General features: G+C 56.1%; 20 protein-coding genes. 17 read left to right on the forward strand and 3 right to left on the reverse strand.

The features are described 5' to 3' along the window. The first annotated feature begins 1 nt into the window (after position 1). The 17 genes from PMI34_RS18965 to PMI34_RS18895 all read left to right on the forward strand — a co-directional run bounded on the left by PMI34_RS18965 (position 2) and on the right by PMI34_RS18895 (position 14,780). A complete protein-coding gene (locus tag PMI34_RS18965; protein ID WP_008048493.1) occupies positions 2 to 457 on the forward strand; it encodes a phage protein in 456 nt (151 codons plus the stop codon). Next, on the forward strand, positions 454 to 585 hold the full coding sequence (locus tag PMI34_RS29525; RefSeq protein WP_008048494.1) for a hypothetical protein: 132 nt from the start codon (positions 454 to 456) through the stop codon (positions 583 to 585). Before PMI34_RS18965 ends, PMI34_RS29525 begins: the two co-directional genes overlap by 4 nt. A 46-nt stretch (positions 586 to 631) precedes the next feature. Then, on the forward strand, positions 632 to 883 hold the full coding sequence (locus tag PMI34_RS18960; RefSeq protein ID WP_008048496.1) for a hypothetical protein: 252 nt from the start codon (positions 632 to 634) through the stop codon (positions 881 to 883). A gap of 3 nt (positions 884 to 886) precedes the next feature. Beyond that, positions 887 to 1,174: a putative phage tail assembly chaperone gene (locus PMI34_RS18955; RefSeq protein ID WP_008048498.1), complete on the forward strand. Its 288-nt coding sequence runs from the start codon at positions 887 to 889 to the stop codon at positions 1,172 to 1,174. A gap of 20 nt (positions 1,175 to 1,194) precedes the next feature. Next, the gene (locus PMI34_RS28950; protein ID WP_410922435.1) at positions 1,195 to 1,338 is read left to right on the forward strand and encodes a DUF6890 family protein; all 144 of its coding nucleotides are present in this window, start codon (positions 1,195 to 1,197) and stop codon (positions 1,336 to 1,338) included. A 30-nt stretch (positions 1,339 to 1,368) separates the two neighbouring features. Continuing rightward, positions 1,369 to 3,438, forward strand: coding sequence for a phage tail tape measure protein (locus PMI34_RS18945; protein WP_008048503.1), 2,070 nt, complete (start codon positions 1,369 to 1,371; stop codon positions 3,436 to 3,438). After that, the gene (locus tag PMI34_RS18940) at positions 3,435 to 3,752 is read left to right on the forward strand and encodes a DUF2590 family protein (protein ID WP_008048506.1); all 318 of its coding nucleotides are present in this window, start codon (positions 3,435 to 3,437) and stop codon (positions 3,750 to 3,752) included. Before PMI34_RS18945 ends, PMI34_RS18940 begins: the two co-directional genes overlap by 4 nt. After that, entirely contained in the window at positions 3,749 to 4,924 is a 1,176-nt protein-coding gene (locus tag PMI34_RS18935; RefSeq protein WP_008048507.1) for a baseplate J/gp47 family protein, read from the forward strand. The genes PMI34_RS18940 and PMI34_RS18935 overlap by 4 nt, the downstream gene beginning before the upstream one ends. Next, positions 4,917 to 5,465 carry a phage tail protein gene (locus PMI34_RS18930; protein ID WP_008048509.1) on the forward strand — a complete coding sequence of 183 codons (549 nt, stop codon included), beginning with the start codon at positions 4,917 to 4,919 and terminating at the stop codon, positions 5,463 to 5,465. Before PMI34_RS18935 ends, PMI34_RS18930 begins: the two co-directional genes overlap by 8 nt. After that, complete coding sequence (locus tag PMI34_RS27670; RefSeq protein ID WP_008048510.1) at positions 5,453 to 7,639, forward strand: phage tail-collar fiber domain-containing protein; 2,187 nt, start codon at positions 5,453 to 5,455, stop codon at positions 7,637 to 7,639. The genes PMI34_RS18930 and PMI34_RS27670 overlap by 13 nt, the downstream gene beginning before the upstream one ends. Further along, complete coding sequence (locus tag PMI34_RS18925; RefSeq protein WP_008048513.1) at positions 7,639 to 8,217, forward strand: hypothetical protein; 579 nt, start codon at positions 7,639 to 7,641, stop codon at positions 8,215 to 8,217. The genes PMI34_RS27670 and PMI34_RS18925 overlap by 1 nt, the downstream gene beginning before the upstream one ends. Further along, positions 8,214 to 9,128 (forward strand): hypothetical protein, encoded by a 915-nt coding sequence (locus tag PMI34_RS18920; RefSeq protein WP_008048514.1) that lies wholly within the window; start codon positions 8,214 to 8,216, stop codon positions 9,126 to 9,128. The genes PMI34_RS18925 and PMI34_RS18920 overlap by 4 nt, the downstream gene beginning before the upstream one ends. Then, positions 9,125 to 9,670, forward strand: a complete 546-nt coding sequence (locus PMI34_RS18915; protein WP_008048517.1) for a baseplate complex protein — start codon at positions 9,125 to 9,127, stop codon at positions 9,668 to 9,670. Before PMI34_RS18920 ends, PMI34_RS18915 begins: the two co-directional genes overlap by 4 nt. Next, the gene (locus PMI34_RS18910; protein WP_008048521.1) at positions 9,667 to 10,356 is read left to right on the forward strand and encodes a hypothetical protein; all 690 of its coding nucleotides are present in this window, start codon (positions 9,667 to 9,669) and stop codon (positions 10,354 to 10,356) included. The genes PMI34_RS18915 and PMI34_RS18910 overlap by 4 nt, the downstream gene beginning before the upstream one ends. Continuing rightward, complete coding sequence (locus PMI34_RS18905) at positions 10,344 to 11,297, forward strand: hypothetical protein (protein ID WP_008048522.1); 954 nt, start codon at positions 10,344 to 10,346, stop codon at positions 11,295 to 11,297. Before PMI34_RS18910 ends, PMI34_RS18905 begins: the two co-directional genes overlap by 13 nt. A gap of 284 nt (positions 11,298 to 11,581) precedes the next feature. Continuing rightward, positions 11,582 to 13,183, forward strand: coding sequence for a GapS1 family protein (gapS1, locus tag PMI34_RS18900; protein ID WP_008048524.1), 1,602 nt, complete (start codon positions 11,582 to 11,584; stop codon positions 13,181 to 13,183). 130 nt (positions 13,184 to 13,313) lie between these two features. Further along, positions 13,314 to 14,780, forward strand: a complete 1,467-nt coding sequence (locus PMI34_RS18895; protein ID WP_008048532.1) for a DUF2971 domain-containing protein — start codon at positions 13,314 to 13,316, stop codon at positions 14,778 to 14,780. Positions 14,781 to 14,926: 146 nt separating this feature from the next. On the opposite strand, the gene PMI34_RS0127175 is transcribed toward PMI34_RS18895, so the two are convergent. From PMI34_RS0127175 to PMI34_RS18890, 3 genes are all read right to left on the reverse strand, one after another. Continuing rightward, entirely contained in the window at positions 14,927 to 15,259 is a 333-nt protein-coding gene (locus PMI34_RS0127175; RefSeq protein WP_008048538.1) for a hypothetical protein, read from the reverse strand. Between the two features lie 48 nt (positions 15,260 to 15,307). After that, positions 15,308 to 15,472 carry a hypothetical protein gene (locus PMI34_RS28735; protein ID WP_008048540.1) on the reverse strand — a complete coding sequence of 55 codons (165 nt, stop codon included), beginning with the start codon at positions 15,470 to 15,472 and terminating at the stop codon, positions 15,308 to 15,310. A 119-nt stretch (positions 15,473 to 15,591) separates the two neighbouring features. Then, a complete protein-coding gene (locus PMI34_RS18890; RefSeq protein WP_008048542.1) occupies positions 15,592 to 15,786 on the reverse strand; it encodes a hypothetical protein in 195 nt (64 codons plus the stop codon). Positions 15,787 to 16,100 lie beyond the last annotated feature (314 nt).

Raw genomic sequence — 16,100 nt, forward strand, 5'->3', positions numbered from 1 at the left:
CATGGGTGCGCGCATTGGCGGCAAAAACTTCGATGTGAACATTGGCGATCTGCAAATTCACGTCGAAAAAATCAGCCTGGACATCACCGACAACACCGCCGTAGCCCAAACCGGCGGTGTTCCGGACGGCCATGTGGACGGCGACGTGTCGGCCAGCGGCGAGATGGAGCTGGACAGCGGCAACTTCTCCTTGCTGATCGACGCCGCCCGCCAGGCGGGCAGCTTCCGAGCCCTGGAACCCTTCGACAGCGTGTTCTTTGCCAAGACCCCCAGCGAGGAGCTGCGGGTGGAGGCCTTCGGCCTGAAGCTGAAGGTATCCAACCTGCTCGACATCGATCCGAAGGGTGGCGAAAAGAGCGTGCACAAGGTGCCGTTCGACGTCACGTCCCCCGACTTTATCCGCATCAACGGCGTGCCGTATCTCGATCCGAGCGAGATTGAAGGCCTACTCGGATGAGCAAATTCGACATGTGGCTGGCTCGTATCAGCTGGTCACTCAGCATTTTGGTTTTACTGGTCTGGCTCGCCAATGGCGCCTGGGACCTGGCACTCAATTACGACCTGACCAGCTGCACGTTTGGCTAAGACGGCGTGCCGCTCGCATGTGCGGCCCTGATAACTGGAGACGTTGATGGACCTTTCACCCGCCAGCGTCAGCGTGATGCTGCTGCTCACTGACTTGCTGGTGACCGGTGTACTGGGCTTCCAGGTGTACCTGTTCCGGCAAATCAGCTTTGCCCGCCGGGAACACCTGGAGTTCCGCATCAAGATCGCCGAGGAGTACGTGCGCAATGAGCACCTGGACAAGGCGCTGAGCAAGCTGGAAGAGAACCTGGAGCGGCGTCTGACCGCACTTTTAAGCACTTCAAATAAACGGAACTGAGCAATGAGCGAACGACGCGAAATCACCCTGGAAGTCGGCGACAACGAATTCACTTTTGCCCTGGACCCGGTGGACGTGAGCAAGTACTTCAACCACCTGACGCCGAGCAACAAGGTGGCACCGGCCAACAATCTGCTGACCCAAACCGTCAAGCAGGAACAGTTGGCCAGCCTGCGCCCGCTGCTGGCCAATCCGGTGATTACCCTGCAACTGGCCGGCGCACTGCTGGAGGAATACACCCCGGACATTGAGATCAACGTAAAAAAGCGCTCGCCCGCGCCGAGCGCTTAAACGAAAACGCCCTGGGCCAGCTGATGGCCCTGGTCGACCGCTGGCTACCGGGTGAAGAGCCGACCACGGACAACATGGGCACCGCCAAGTGGCTGGACGACCAGTACTGGAGCCGTATGGAAATCGCCATCGCCAACGGCATTTCCCGGGCGTTCAAAGGGTAACCGGCCAGCACCTGGTCAACGGAGAGTTTCATGGCTGACAACAGCGCCAAGCTCAATTTCATCGTTGCGCTAACCGACATGATCACCGGCCCGCTGAACAAGGTGAACGCCAGTTTCACTGACTTGGCCAGCGGCGCACAAAAGGGCCTCACCCAGATGGGCGTGGGGGCCGCCGGCATGGTCGCCACCGGCTACGCGTTGCAGGCCGCCATGGGCCCCGCGATTGACCAGCAGCGGGCATTGGGCGAAGTCAAGTCACTCGGCGTTGCCGCCGAGAGCCTGGACCTGCTCAACCAGAAGTCCCTGGAGTTCGCCATCAATTACGGCGAAAACGCCCAGGCCTTTGTTCGCTCGGCCTACGACATTCAGAGCGCTATTGCCGGGCTCACCGGCACCCAGTTGGCCACCTTTACCAATGCGTCCAACGTGCTGGCCAAAGCCACCAAGGCCGATGCCGCCACCATCACCAACTACGTCGGCACCATGTACGGCATCTTTAAAGATCAAGCCGACGCCATGGGCAAAGGCGATTGGGTCGAGAACCTGGCCGGTGTCACGGCGACCGCTGTGAAAATGTTCAAGACGACGGGGCAGGGGATGAGTGACGCGTTTACCTCCGTCGGTGCCAACGCCACCGCTGCCGGCATTAGCTTGAACGAGCAAATGGCGATCCTCGGCACGCTGCAAGCCACTATGAGCGGTGGCGAGGCCGGTACCCAGTACAAGTCCTTTTTGGCCGGAATTGGGGGCGCTCAAGGCAAGCTCGGTTTGAAATTCACCGATGCTCAGGGCGCCATGCTGCCCGTCCTGCAGATCCTCGAAAAAATCAAAGGCAAGTTCGGCGACACCTTGGATGTGGCCGAGTCGGATGCCTTGAAAGCAGCCTTTGGCTCCGACGAAGCCGTGAGCATGATCAAGTTGCTGATGGCCGACACCGATGGCCTGGCCGATAGTTTGAACGCCCTGGGCCAGGTCAAGGGCATGGAGCAAGCCCAGACCATGGCCGAAGCGATGATTGATCCCTGGGCACAATTTGCCAGCACGATAGAGGTGCTGAACATTGCGTTCGGCCAACTGATAGGCCCCGCGCTCACGCCCCTGCTGAAAATGCTCACCGAGGGCGGCGCGAAAATTCTGAAGTGGACCAAGCTGTTCCCCCACTTGACCAAAGTGATTGGCATGACCGTGCTCAGCGTCATTGCGCTGGTGGCGGCCGTCGCGCTCTTCACCTTGGGCATGGGGATGGCACGCACGGTGATGGTCGGTTTCATCGTCATTCAGAAGATCTTCCGGATGGGCTGGCTTCTGACCAAAGCGGCGGTGATGTCCAACATCGTTTGGGGAGCCCTGTACGTCACGCTGCTTGGCGTCATGGCCATCGGCATGGGCACCGTGAGTGCCGCCATGATGATTTGGCAAGGGATCATCTGGCTGGTGAATGCGGCGCTGTTGGCCAACCCGATCGGGTTGGTCGTCACCGGCATCGTCGCCCTGGTCGCGGTCATTGTTGCAGCCATTTACTACTGGGATGAATGGACGGCGGCGCTGCTCAACAGTGCTGCGTTCACCTGGCTGAATGAACAATTCCAAGCCTTGAGCAGCTGGCTTGCCGCGTTCGGCACGCTGGCCAGCGATGCCTGGAGCGCGTTCACCACTGCCTGGAGTGACCTGTCGGTGTTCGACCTGCTGGGAGACGCGGCCAACGGCTTGATCGAACTGCTGAATCAGATTCCAGGCATCAACATCGAAACCCGCTTTGCGACTCCAGCCGCCCCAGGCACCGCTGAAGCCCTGGGCGCAGCAATGGGGCCCGGCGCCCCCGAAGCCCTGAGCAACTCGATGGTGCCTGGCGTTCCCGAGGCCATGCAGGCCGCCGACCAAGCCAACATGGCCACCAAAGCCCAGCAGACCATCAACGGTGCCATTCCCAGCCTGCTGCCTGCCGGCCCCAGCGAGGTTCCAACCGGCGGCCTGATGCAGTCGTTCCAGAACAACACCACCCAAAACAAAGGCACGCAGATTGGCAAGGTCGAGATCCATACCAGCCAACCCCTGTCGCAGCACGAGCTCGACAAGATGCTGGAGATGGCTGCCGGATGAGTGAATACGTCGACTTGCTGATCAGTGCCAACGACCTGGTGTTCGACCCATCGAACCAGCCCATGGAGATCGAGGACCGCGCCAGCATTGCCCAGGACATCGCCCACATGATTCGGGAAAGCGGCCTGCTGGTGACCTTGATCGCCGAACGCAACAGCCTGCGTCAGCGTGACTGCATTCAGCAGCTGGAGCTGATGGTGGAGGCTGACGAACGACTGGTACCAGGTACGGCGCGTATCACTCAACCGGGGTACGGCCAGTACCTGATCGAGGCCGACACCATTAAATTTGGCAACATTGAGGTGGCGTTTTGAGCGACGTTGATTTTCGTCAGGCGTTAGCTGACGCCGGCATTCCGACCACGCAGGAAGAGCTGCAGGCCGCGTGGGAAAGCGAGATCGCCGAACAGGGCAGCCGCTTGAGCAACACCAGCGCCTGGTCGCCATTCTGGCGGGTCGTTACCGCCATCGTGACCGAACCCGTGATGTGGTTCATCGACTTTATGGTTGAAGTCTCGCTGCCCAACGCCTACGTCAAAACCGCCGAAGGTGAGTATCTGGAAATGCTCGCCTGGGCGGTACAGGTGGAACCCATGGGGGCCACCAAAACCGAAGGCAATCTGCTGTTCACCCGTTCCAGCCCAGTCGGCACGCTGGAAGTTGCCGCCGGCACACGTGTCCAGTCCGGCGCCATTAACGGGCATGTGTACGAGCTGTTGACCAGCCTGCCAGGCACGTTTACCGATGGCCTCACCCAGATCCTGATCCCGGCCATGGCCGCCGAACCGGGTAGCGGCTACAACCTCGCGCCGGGTTACTACGCCATCTTGCCGGAGCCGGTACCGGGCATTGTCAACGTGGTCAACCTGGACGGCTGGATGACCGTACCGGGCACTGACAAGGAGTCGGATGAAGACCTTCGCCTGCGCACGCGCAACCAGTATTCGGCCATCAACCAATGGAACACCGACGCGGTTTATCGTGCGCTCATCACCACCTTTCCCGGCGTACAACCGGACGGCGTGTACTTTGAACACGAAGCCCCACGCGGCCCCGGCAGTGCCAATGCCTTTGTGTTGTTTGAAGCCAACGTGCCGGCGGACAGCTACCTGGAAGAAATCAACGACTACATCCGAGACCAGGGTAACCATGGCCACGGCGACGACATGCTGGTCATGGCCATGCCCGAGACCCTGCATGACATCCGCGTGACGCTGTGGCCGGTGCTGAACCTGCCGGTGGAGCAGTCGGACAAGCTGTTTGCCGATGTCGAGATGTTCATCCGTACGGCCTTTCGGGAAAGCACCCAAGCCGACTATCAGCCGACGCTGACCTATCCCCAGTCGCGATTTTCCTTCAGCCGCCTGGGCGAAGAGCTGCACCAAAAATTCCCCGAACTCGACTCGTTGCACTTCGACAACCTCGACATCGTGTCCGACCTGAACATTCCCCGCATTCAGACGCTGGAGGTGGTGGCCGGTGTTTAACCTCAAACTGCCGTTTTGGCTCGACGGGCCGGAGCTGGCCAAGCTCAAAGGCGCCGCGCAGGCCTGGTGGGCCAACGTCGAGGGCTGGCTGAATTGGCCGCTGCACCAGATCGACCCCGACATCTGCCCCCTGTCTTTGCTCGACCTGCTCGCCTGGCAGCGCGACATCACCCGCTTCCCGGGGGAAGAGGAAAGCCTGTACCGCCTGCGGATCAAACACGCCTACATCAACGCGGTGGACGCAGGCAGTACGGCGGGTCTGAAAAGGATTCTGATGCGCTTAGGCGTCGGTCGTGTCGAGATTCAGGAACGCATGGAGGGCCGCGACTGGGACGTGGTGTTCGTGAAGATCACCGACGAACAGAGCGCGCTGCACTCGGACCTGTTACGCGTGCTGCTCCGCAGTTACGGCCGCACCTGCCGCCGTTACGCATTTTTGACCGTGACCCCGCTGGATAACCTGCGGGTGTTCGCGGTGGAGTTCAACGACGACCAGCAGACCCTGATTGCCAGTTACGAGGAAGCCACATGGCCGCAATAACCATTGCCGGTGAAAACCTGATCGCCGAGAAGCAAGCCGCTCAGGAAGTCCTGGTCGTGAGCAAGTTTCTCTACGCCCTGGTGCCGGGGCAGGACCCGGCCACACCGGTGGACCGCTATGCCGGCAAGCCACCGCCCGAGCAGATGATGTACGAAACGGACATCACCAAAGGCGGGTATGTAGACCCTAACCAAGTGGTCTACAGCAGCATGATCGGCTCCAATGTCGGCGACTGGGACTTTAACTGGCTGGGCTTGGAAACCGCTGAAGGTGTGCTGTTAGCCGCGGCTTACACACCGGTGCAGCAGAAGCGCAAAAACATTCCGAACCAGCAGATCGGCAACAACATCACCCGCAACATGATGCTGGTATTCGACGGCGCGCAGTCGGTCACCGAGCTGACCATCAACGCCGACACCTGGCAGGCTGACTTCACCGTGCGCATGGCGGGCATGGACGAACGCGAGCGCCTGAGCAACCGCGACATGTTCGGGCGAGCCTGTTTCTTTGGCGACAGCTTGGCGCTGGTCTATCAGAACGAACAGTTCACGATTCAGCCGGGCATCGCCTACGTGGAAGGCTTGGCCGTCCATCAGCCTGCCGGCGGATTCATCACGCCGCCGGCGTTTCCCTTCACCTTGTGGTACGACATTTCGCTTAAAGGTGAATTGAGCGACGTGAACGTGGTTTTGGCCACCAGCTACGGTGACGACCTGGTGGACTTTGCCGATACCAACGGTGTGTGGCATTACCTGGTGCCGGTGGCCACGGTCCTCAGTTCCACCGAAATCACCGACCTGCGCAGCACCGTTGAACCGATTACCGGGGCCTTGATTCAGCACCTCGCGGCGCGCAGTGGCGACTATCCAGATTTGCGGGCTCGCGCCACCACCAAAGACGATGTCGACCTGGGCAATCTACCCAACGAAAAGAGTGATGATCCTGAGTCGAACAGCAGTGAGATTCTGGCCACCACTGCTGCGTTGCACGCGGTCAAGGTCGGTATCGACACCGAGCTGGATGCACTCGGTTCAGCCGCCTACTTGGATGCTCAAATCGATCTGCACGATGTCACGACTGATGCGCTGATGAAGGTCGGAGCGTTCGGCTGGGGCGGGGCCGCCTATGCGGTCAGTGATGTTGACATCGGTGGTCTGAACGCGGTGACAGCCCTCTATTTCGTCAGCAATGGCACGGGAGGGCCAGGTGGCGCGCCCTATGAGGGTTGGGTTCGCGTCTCGGCGATTACACCAGGTCAATACGCCTTCCAGGAGATTTATGGGAATGCCGACCACACCCTATATCGCCGGGCCTTGACTGCCGGTGTTTGGGGCGAATGGGAAAGCACCTGGGACTCAACCGATCTGGTTAAACAAACCTCTCCCCAAGATGACACACCAGGCCATGTATTACTCACGGGTGCTCATGGTTGGGGGCACGGGGGGATTGTCCTTCCCGACGGCACCGATCTAAACACAATCACCACTGTGGGCATTTACCGGGTGAACCCCGGCCCGAACGTTCCAGAAGGGTGTCAATTCTCCCCCATGCTGGTTGCGGTCAGTCAAGACACCCTCTGGCAACAAATCATCGGCTATAACACCGGTACAACTTATTCTCGTGGCGGTGTGCAGACCCCAGAGGGATTCGTATTCAGTGAGTGGGTCACGGGTTGGGACACTAGTAACTTTGACCCTGCTTCAATATTTGCCGTCCCTGTCGGTGTGCCGTTTCCCTGGCCAACCGCTACGCCGCCCGAAAAATGCGTTTTGATGGCGGGTCAGCCATTCAATGTCGAGTGGTACCCGGCATTGCTGGCCGTGTACCCCAGCGGCATCCTGCCAGATCTGCGCGGTGAGTCGATTCGTGGCCTGGATGGCGGACGTGGCGTTGACCCCGATTGGGGACGCCCCGTGTTGAGCGCTCAGCTCGACACGCTGCAAAACATGACGGGCGAGCTCGTCCTGCAAGACGACGACTCGACGTTACTGGTGAACACCGCGACTGGCGCGTTTATGGGTGGCAATTACAGTACGGCCATCACGCCGGCCGCACCGCAAGTCACTACAACGGGTTACCGCTCAGTCGTTTTCAACCCTTCAGCCGTCGTCCGTGTGAGTACGGAAACCCGTATGCGCAACGTGGCGTACAACTACATTTGCAGGATGTACTGATGACGACTTTAGTGAATGGTTTTTTTGAAGAGAGCGGCTGGATCGAGGTTTACACGTTCAGTGAAACCACCACCGAATACCTAGGCCAACACGAAACCTATGTCAGCTGTGGCTGCGGTCTGCCAGCGGGCGCCACGCTGGAAGAACCGCCCGAAGCCGGGGATGGGGAGGTGGTGGTCTGGAGGGATGGGGCGTGGGTGGTCGTGCCAGACTTCCGTGGTCCGGTGTATCAGACTACCGATGGCGCCGAGGTGCTGTACTCGCTGCCGGGGGAGTTGCCGCCCGAGCTGACAACCTTGCCGCGACCGAGTGCGGCCTATCTCTGGGATGGTTTCGTTTGGGTGCTCGATGCCGCACGCGATTTGGTGATTCAAAGCCGTCGAGAACGGTCATGGATCGAAAATGAACTGCATTGGGCGGGCAGAGAGATCGACAAGCATCTGGATGCCGACCCGGCCGCGCTCAGCACGGAGCTGGCCTGGCGCACCTACCGCAATGAACTGCGGGCCTGGCCGACCAACGAGCTGTTTCCCAACCTCGACGCTCGTCCTACCGCGCCAAACGGCCAGCAGCTATGACCTGGACGTCGGTCACCATGCAGTGGCCCAGCGAGGCCACGCAGTGGGTCGAAGGGCTGGATGAAGCCAAAGGCCTGGCCAGCACTGAAATCGCCAAAACGGAAGAGCGCCTGGCCGGAATGACGGCCACTACCAACCCCGGTCCCGTGGGTTCCGCCGCACAAGAAGCCATTGAGGTCGGGCGCGCCGCCATGACTGAGCAACTGGCCACCGCGCCGGCCAGTCTCGTGGTGACGCCGTTCCAAAGCGGCATGGGCCAGGGCCGGGGATATCAAAAGTTTCTCTCAGCGCCCAACTTGCTGGAGGCGCTGGCCGACAAACTCACCGACATCGATGCTGGGCGTCCCGAGGGGGAGCAGTATGGTTTGTGCGTGCTGTTCCTCTCGACACGCTTCGACCAGTTTGCCGCGACCCTGGGCCGCTTCAATGCCTTGCTGCCCACTCCCGACCTGGAACGCGCCGAACGTCGTGCCACGAACATCGCACGCCTGGAGGCGGAGAAGTGGACGTTGCCCACGGCCGAGACGTTGCCACGTTGGGGAGCGTTGCCGCTGGAGCGTTGCACGGTGACCCGGGTGTCCCAGCAGACGCTGAACAGCCAGCTGGCCATCTATGAAAGCTATGCCGCCGATACGTCCCCGATGGCTGACTTGAGCGCCTTGGCGACCCGCAAGGCTGAGCAACAGGCCGCGTGTGATCAGCAGTTGAGTGACCTGCAAAATGCACTGGCCAACGGTTTGCCCGATGCCACGATGCAGGCGCGCATGATCGGTCCAGGTGATGCCGCTGAATTGCGCCGGCAACTGCTGGAGGGCCCTACGCCTGGCTATGAATGGGTGCTGTGTGCCGGCCTGTTGTTGCTCGGCAGTGAAGAGAGCCTGAGCTTTGTGCAGGAGCTGATCGGGCTATGACATTGCTACTCAACGGCGAGAAAGTTCAGGGCAAGGGCCTCAAGGTCATGGCCACCCTGACCATTGAAAGCGAAGACCTGTCAGGCCAAACCAGCAATACGGCACAGGCGCACAAGGGCTTTAAACCCAAAACCCTCAGCGTCACGCTGATGATTCCCTACCGTGACGAGTCCGACTTGCGCAACTTGATGCGCCTGGCCAGCTCGACCGCCGGCGGCGGGCAGTTGACGGTCTATCGGATCGTCAATCGCACGGCCTCAGCCTTCGGTGTGCGCGAGGTGCAGTTTCGCGACAACGTGAACGCCAATGAAGACGACAGCCTGCGAGCCTGGCGCGTGCAATTCAATCTGATCGAAAAACTGTCGATACCGGAGCGCGTGGAGCAACGCAGCCCGAGTAATCCCGTCGTGCAGCAAAGTGCACCAGGACAACCCGTCTCTGGTACGTCCGGTGCAGACGGTGGCAGCGCGCCCGTTGAAATGGACGGATTTGAGAAAGTCCTGAAGTCCGTCGACGACTGGTTAAAACCGGTCACGCCATGAACCTGCACAAAGTGTTGACCGTCGACGGCGTGTCCTACCCCCTCTGCAAAGATGAAACACGCCTGGACTATCACGCCCCGGGGCGCGCCAGTTTCACCATCACCGCCAGCGAATCCGTACACGGGTTAGTGACCTTCGACATCGGCTACAACGACAGCCCACTCCAGCGGCATTTTTTGGGCTACGTGGAGCGTTGCACTGCCGCCAACAGCCAACAGCAAGTCCTGCTCTGTCGTGAACTGTCCGCCGCACTGGAAATCCCCATGCCGCTGAACCTGCGTCATGTGGACTTGCACGCGGTCCTGGCTGCGATCAGTGAGCGCAATGGCCTACGTTTTCGGGTTCCCGACCAAGCCTACGCCCACACCAAAACCGCGTTCTTCTTCAACCTGGCCAACGGCGTGCAAGCCATCGACAGTCTCGGCAAAGTGTTTTCGATCCCTGACTTTATGTGGCAGCAGCAGGGCGACGGCGAAATCTATGTGGGCAGTTGGGCCGACAGCTTCTGGGGCCAGCGTCAGCCGCTGCAACTGCCCCGCGAACTCTTTGACAGCTACAACAGCAACCAGAGTGCGGTCATTGCCGCACTGCCTGGGATTCGTCCTGGTGCGCCGATTAACCAGGGCGAACGCATCACCGCCGTGACCCTCACAGAAAGCCAAATGAGCATCAAATGGAAGACGTAATTCGCCGTGTGGTTGACCGCCAGTATCCCGAACTGACCGGCGGCTATCACCTGCCGCGCTTTGCCCGGGTGGTGGCCATCCCAGACCCACCCACCAACGCGGGGCTGTGTGACGACTTTCGCCCACGTTTCGCCGCTGACCTTGAGGTTCTGGGGCCCGACGGCGAGCCCGATACGGCATTGCCACTGCTCCAGGGCGTGCCGCTACCGTTGCCGATCGGTGGCGAGTCCATGGGGATCTACGGCCTTCCCGATGAAGGCACGATGGTCGTGGTGTCATTTGCCTACGGCCTGCCGCACAAACCCTTTGTCCTGGCCATCCTGCCCCAGGGCTTGAGCCTGCCCAACCTGCCCAAAGGCGATCAGGTCTGGCAGCACAGCGAGGCGGTACAGCAACGCGTCGACGCCGATGGCAACTGGCTGCGCCAGACCGATGGCCAGATCCATGATCAGGCCAGCGAGCGCCGTGTGGAGGCGCTGGAGAACACTGAACACTACCAGCGCCACAGCGTGACCGTGGATGACCACAGCATCGAGTCAGTGGGTGGCATCAAAAAGATCGAGGCCCTGGGCTCGCTCAAGCTGCTCTCAGGCGGCTCCGCCAGCCTGGCGGCCGTGGACGACCTGCATCAGGCCACCGGGCGCGACCTGAATCTGGTCGTGGGGCAGAAGCTCAATGCTTCGGTGGGTGGCGATATGGAAGAGCGCATTGCCGGCCTACGGCGCAGTGTCGCGGAAAAGACCTGGATGGGATCGGAGGGGGTGAACGTGCTACAGGTCCTGTGCGATTTGCTCGACCTGGTGACGGCAATGAGCACGCAACTGGCCGGCCATACCCATGTTCCCGGGCCGGAGCCGAGCCCGAGCGATGCGGAGGCCTTTACCGATAATGCGGCACAGGCCATCGCGCTCGTCGGTCAGCTAAAACCCATCACCCTGTAGTTAGGGAGTTGCGCAGACTTGCCCCCGATTTGCATTCGACCTGACTAGTCATCTGCATTGGATTTTACCAGCGCGATTCGTGGCCATGACCGACAGAAGACGACCCACAGAGGCCTGTAGTGAAGGATTGAGCCAAACGCGGATGCTCTGAGCGGCACTGGCTGACCAAAATCACCCTCTCGATGTTGCGTAGAAGCGAGGCCCTTCATAGAGGCATATTCATATTTGATAAGGATTGCTAGGATGCCTTTCTTACTCTAAAACACCGAGACAGGGAGATTCGCATGAGTGCAGAAAAGTACTCCAGCGCTATAAAGTCCATAAAAACCGATTTGAGTCGATACACTCATCGCTCTGTTTTTTCTATGTCGGTGCAGTATCTAAGAACCAGAAATACTGACGCGGTAGAAGAAGTCAAAAAAATGCCTTGGCTTGTTATGCTGCTTGTTAAGTTTTCCTTTTTAGAATCTGAGGGTGTATTAGAAATTAACGAAAGTCAGTTTTATCTGATTGCCAACAAACTTTACAGCCTGCAAAGTCTCGCTTCAAATATTAAAACAAGACCTCTCGATCTAAAATTGCGCGCGCTTACTGTTCAGCAATTATGGTACCAGCAAAGTCATCAAAAGGACTATTTATCCTTGATCAGACAAAGTCATTTAATGAGGCGCGATGACGGGTTTTACGACAAGAAGTTTCGAGAGATTACGGGGATAGATATTGATAATTTTTTTACTGTTGCATTGTATATGATGACGCTGGCGCGATCAGATGCAGCATCGAACGTAATGGAAGTTAGTCTGCCTTCGATTGTTTTTCACTTGACGCCTAATGTCCCTCTGTCTCAACTGGCTAAATTTTTCGAATTGCTCGCAATTAAATTCGAGGATATATCGGACTTCTTAAAAAAAGGTCATGAACTGAAGGGGGAGCCTCAAAGCGAGTACTTCCAGGAGACGCCGTTTAAGTTGAAGCCCATCGTGATCGATGGTTCGAGTGTTTATATATTTAATTCAAGAGTGTTTGTGACTGGTGTAAGTCTTCTGTTGCCCGCGCTACTCAAAAAGAAAATAAATAATTATAAGAATGAGTTTGGTTCGGATATGGAGAGCTACGTTGGACGCCTTATTGCCATTTCAGGCCTTCAGCATATTACTGAGCGTGAAATTGGGCAACTTTATGCTAGCGCAGGATTGCGCGCTAAACTTAAAGAAGAAGGGGTAAGTGGTAAAGTTGTAGATTTCGCTTTGTCTGATGGAAAAGATAGAGTTGTTCTAATTGAGTGCAAAGCAGTTGAGCCAAGCGATGTGGTTAAAGCATCCTATGATCCTGAGGTTTTAAGGGCGTCGTTAGAGAATAGTTTTATAAATGCTATCGTCCAGGGGGAGGAGACAAAGTTTATTTTATCAAAAATCCCGGAGTTCGAGGGTAAGAAATTTAAGCTAATTGTGATCACCCACCAAGAATTTAATATTTTCGGAGGGGCAATGGTTGGTGAGTGTATAGATTTCGGACTGGAAGATAGACTTTGTAAAAAGTACGGTGAACTACCCATTGAATTGAACGATGTTGCATATGTGACGGTTGGAGATTTTGAAAGCTTAATGAGCGCCCATTCTATTGGTAAAATAAATTTCCATGACTTCATTGATGAATGCTTACAGCAGCAATTAAATCCCGCGGGCAAGAGATTCTCAATGTCGCAGATGGTTGAGGAAAAAATAAAAGTTTCAGTCCCTCAGATACCAGAACTTTCTGCGGAGATGGATCTCCATACAAATCGCATTTTTTCCGCTATGAAAGGAAGCAAAGCGAGATGGATTGGTAAGGTTGCTGAATTCATCTCCGCTTCAGATTATTTGGCAGCCCATATTCGGGCTAAATAGCTCTCAAAGATTTATGGATGAGAGACTTGCAATGGTGCGAGTAAGTGAGTGGGCATATTCGTTGCTTTTTTTCAGGCCAGCTCGCAATGCTTAAGGCATCTCTGCACATAATGAAAAGGTAGTGAACAATATGAAGAGCTTTATGCCTGAGTACTTATACAGGTTCCGCACCGTCGACAGTTTGCTGGGGTTGACCAGAGAAAGCGAACTTGAGGGGACATACATATACTTTGCATCTCCGGCGCAACTCAACGACCCACTTGAAGGTTATAGAGAGCTAATTTGGAAAGGCGACAGTATCATTTGGACTAATTTCTTCAAGCATTACATTGAATGCCTTTTTATTCGAAACACCCAATACTTCACACAGCAATTTGAGGGTTTACAATTCCCAATTCATCCTCACTTGAATGATGTTCCACCAACGCATGCAAAAGCGATCATAGACAATATTTATAAATTTATCGAAAATAAAAATATACAAAGGCACATCGCATACTTATCTAGCAATCAAAGAACGGTGTATAGCAGTGAGCTATTGCTTCATACCCGTGCCATACAACTGTTTGCAATGCATGTTGTCTCGAAAGTTTTGGTTGAGTATGGATTGGTGCCTGACGGGTATGGCATAAATGGTGAGTCCCCTGAAAATCTCTTGATTACTTCAAATAAATTGCTTGACTCCTTAGAGCAAAGAGTTGATTCGGTCAGGGGTAAAATATTCGATCAAACTATGCTCGCTGCCTTGCAAAGTATAGATTTGACTGATGGCTACATTCGCTTCAAACAGCAGGAGTCATCCAATTGGGTACGTCTCTGCAATGAATTCCCTGAGGAGTTTCTAAACTCCAGGATCCGCTTAACCTCCCCAGATTGGTTCGTTTCATGCTTCATGGATAATTGTTCTAACTCATCTATTTGGGGTAGTTACGGCGACAACCACAAAGGAGCTTGCTTGAAGTTTAAGGTCACAACGATTTCCGAAAACTCTATCTTGCCACTTCAAGTGCCTTCACTGCGCGAGGGTGTTCAGTGGTGGACCGAAAAAAATTTCGTCTTCCACAAAGTTGACTACAAAAGAAAAAGCCCGGAACTGGATTTTTTTTCCAGTTTCGGCGCCTATACAGAGGGCGAACTTATTAGTAAGTGGTATTCAAATGAAAGCGGCGACATAAGCTCGCGTACAAATGAAGTGTTCGGTGATCTCAGCACATGGCAAACTAAATATCACTTAAATCATCAAATAAGCCTGACAACGAAAACCCGGCACTGGGCTAATGAGCAGGAATACAGGCTCATCTTGCAATCGAATTTTCATTCTTATATTAATGCCAATGACAGGAAGCTAAAATACAATTTCAATGACCTGGAGGGGATTATATTTGGCATCAATACTCCATTGTCCGAAAAATACCAAATAATGCAAATGGTAGAAAAAATGTGTAAGTCTCGAAACCGGGAAGACTTCACGTTCTACCAAGCTTATTACAGCGATACAGTTGACGACATTCAATATCGACCGATAGCACACGCAACTGCAAATAATGGAATTACACGCCATTCTTATAATAACAAAGAACCAAATAGTGGGGCGTAGCACTGTACGCCAGTTTTAACGTCTGCAATTGAGCGAAGTCCGACTTCTCGACTGCCACCTATTGGCTGTTCTCTGCCGATCATGATTACAAAGCGTGCTGGTCAAGTCCGATGTAATCACTGGTCAGGTCGAACGCAACCGGCTGGTCAAGTGGAGTGCAATTTCGCAGTAGCTTGCGCTTCAGCTAAAGCCGGCGGGCCGGCCGGTAGTGGCCCTAACTCGACTTCGGCCCCCTGCGCGCGCATGGTGGCGACGACACGGGACAATTCGTCCTCACTCAGCGTAAGCAAGGCTGCCATGTAGAAGTGCATGTGCATGCCCATCACGCGGTCCTCAGTGCGGCCCGTGTACTTGCGCCACTGCGACCCTTTCCCCAACCCGGCCAGATCCGCCATCTGTGGACTGGTGAACCCCAGTTCGATTTTTAGGCGCGCCAAATCTTCCGCCGTGGGCGGTCCATAGTGCTGAATTCGTTTCATTGAAAGTCCGAAAGCCCCAACACGTTGGGGCAAAACTGAAAAGGTCAGTTACAGGTGCGAGATATAGGTGTAAGCCAAGAACACCGCACCGGCGCATGCGGCACCAATTAGGAACGGCAGTAGACCGTAAGTGGGCTTCTTGCTCAGGAGCTTGTCCAGGGCGGCGATCTCATCGGCCATCGGCTTGATCGGCGTCTTGTGGCTGTGGTTCATCGTTCATCCTCGTAAGGGGGTGGCAGGCGCGCCTATCGCGGCCCTTTGGGGTAATTTGGACTGATTCCCGGTAAAGCTCAAGGCCGAGAGGGTTGGCCCCGATGTTCGGGGCCGGTGACTCAGGGTTTGTTTAGCAGGTTGATCAGGGAAACTACCGCGGTAATCAGGGCCGCTCCAACCAGTAGCGGGTAAAACATTCCTTCCCGCCTCAACTTCTGTTCTTCGGCGATTAGCTTGCGGGTCTCTGCGACTAACTTCCGATTTTCTAACTGGAGCTTATCCAGTTCGAGGTAGGCTTTTTCATCTAGGTCCATCTGGCTTCCTTGGTTTGGGCGGCGCCTTCTGCGTCCCCCTTGGAAGCTATATTGACCCTTTAGGGGTCAATTAGAAAGGTCGTGTTGTGCCAACATTTCCACTATTTACGTGACTGCACTGGCTGCCGCTGGCGCTTGGGCAGCGCACGCCCCCATGTGCCTTCTCTTCACTGGAAAAACTCTTGCGCGAAGAAAGCGCAGGCAAGGAACGCACTTTTCCCCCTCCCGCCGACGGGCTTTGCGTCCCTTTTTTTTGCAACGACAGGTGGTGGTGCAAACGATGCTGCCGCCCAAGCCCGCTGCGGGTTCTGTGG

Source organism: Pseudomonas sp. GM74 (assembly GCF_000282455.1).
GTDB lineage: Bacteria > Pseudomonadota > Gammaproteobacteria > Pseudomonadales > Pseudomonadaceae > Aquipseudomonas.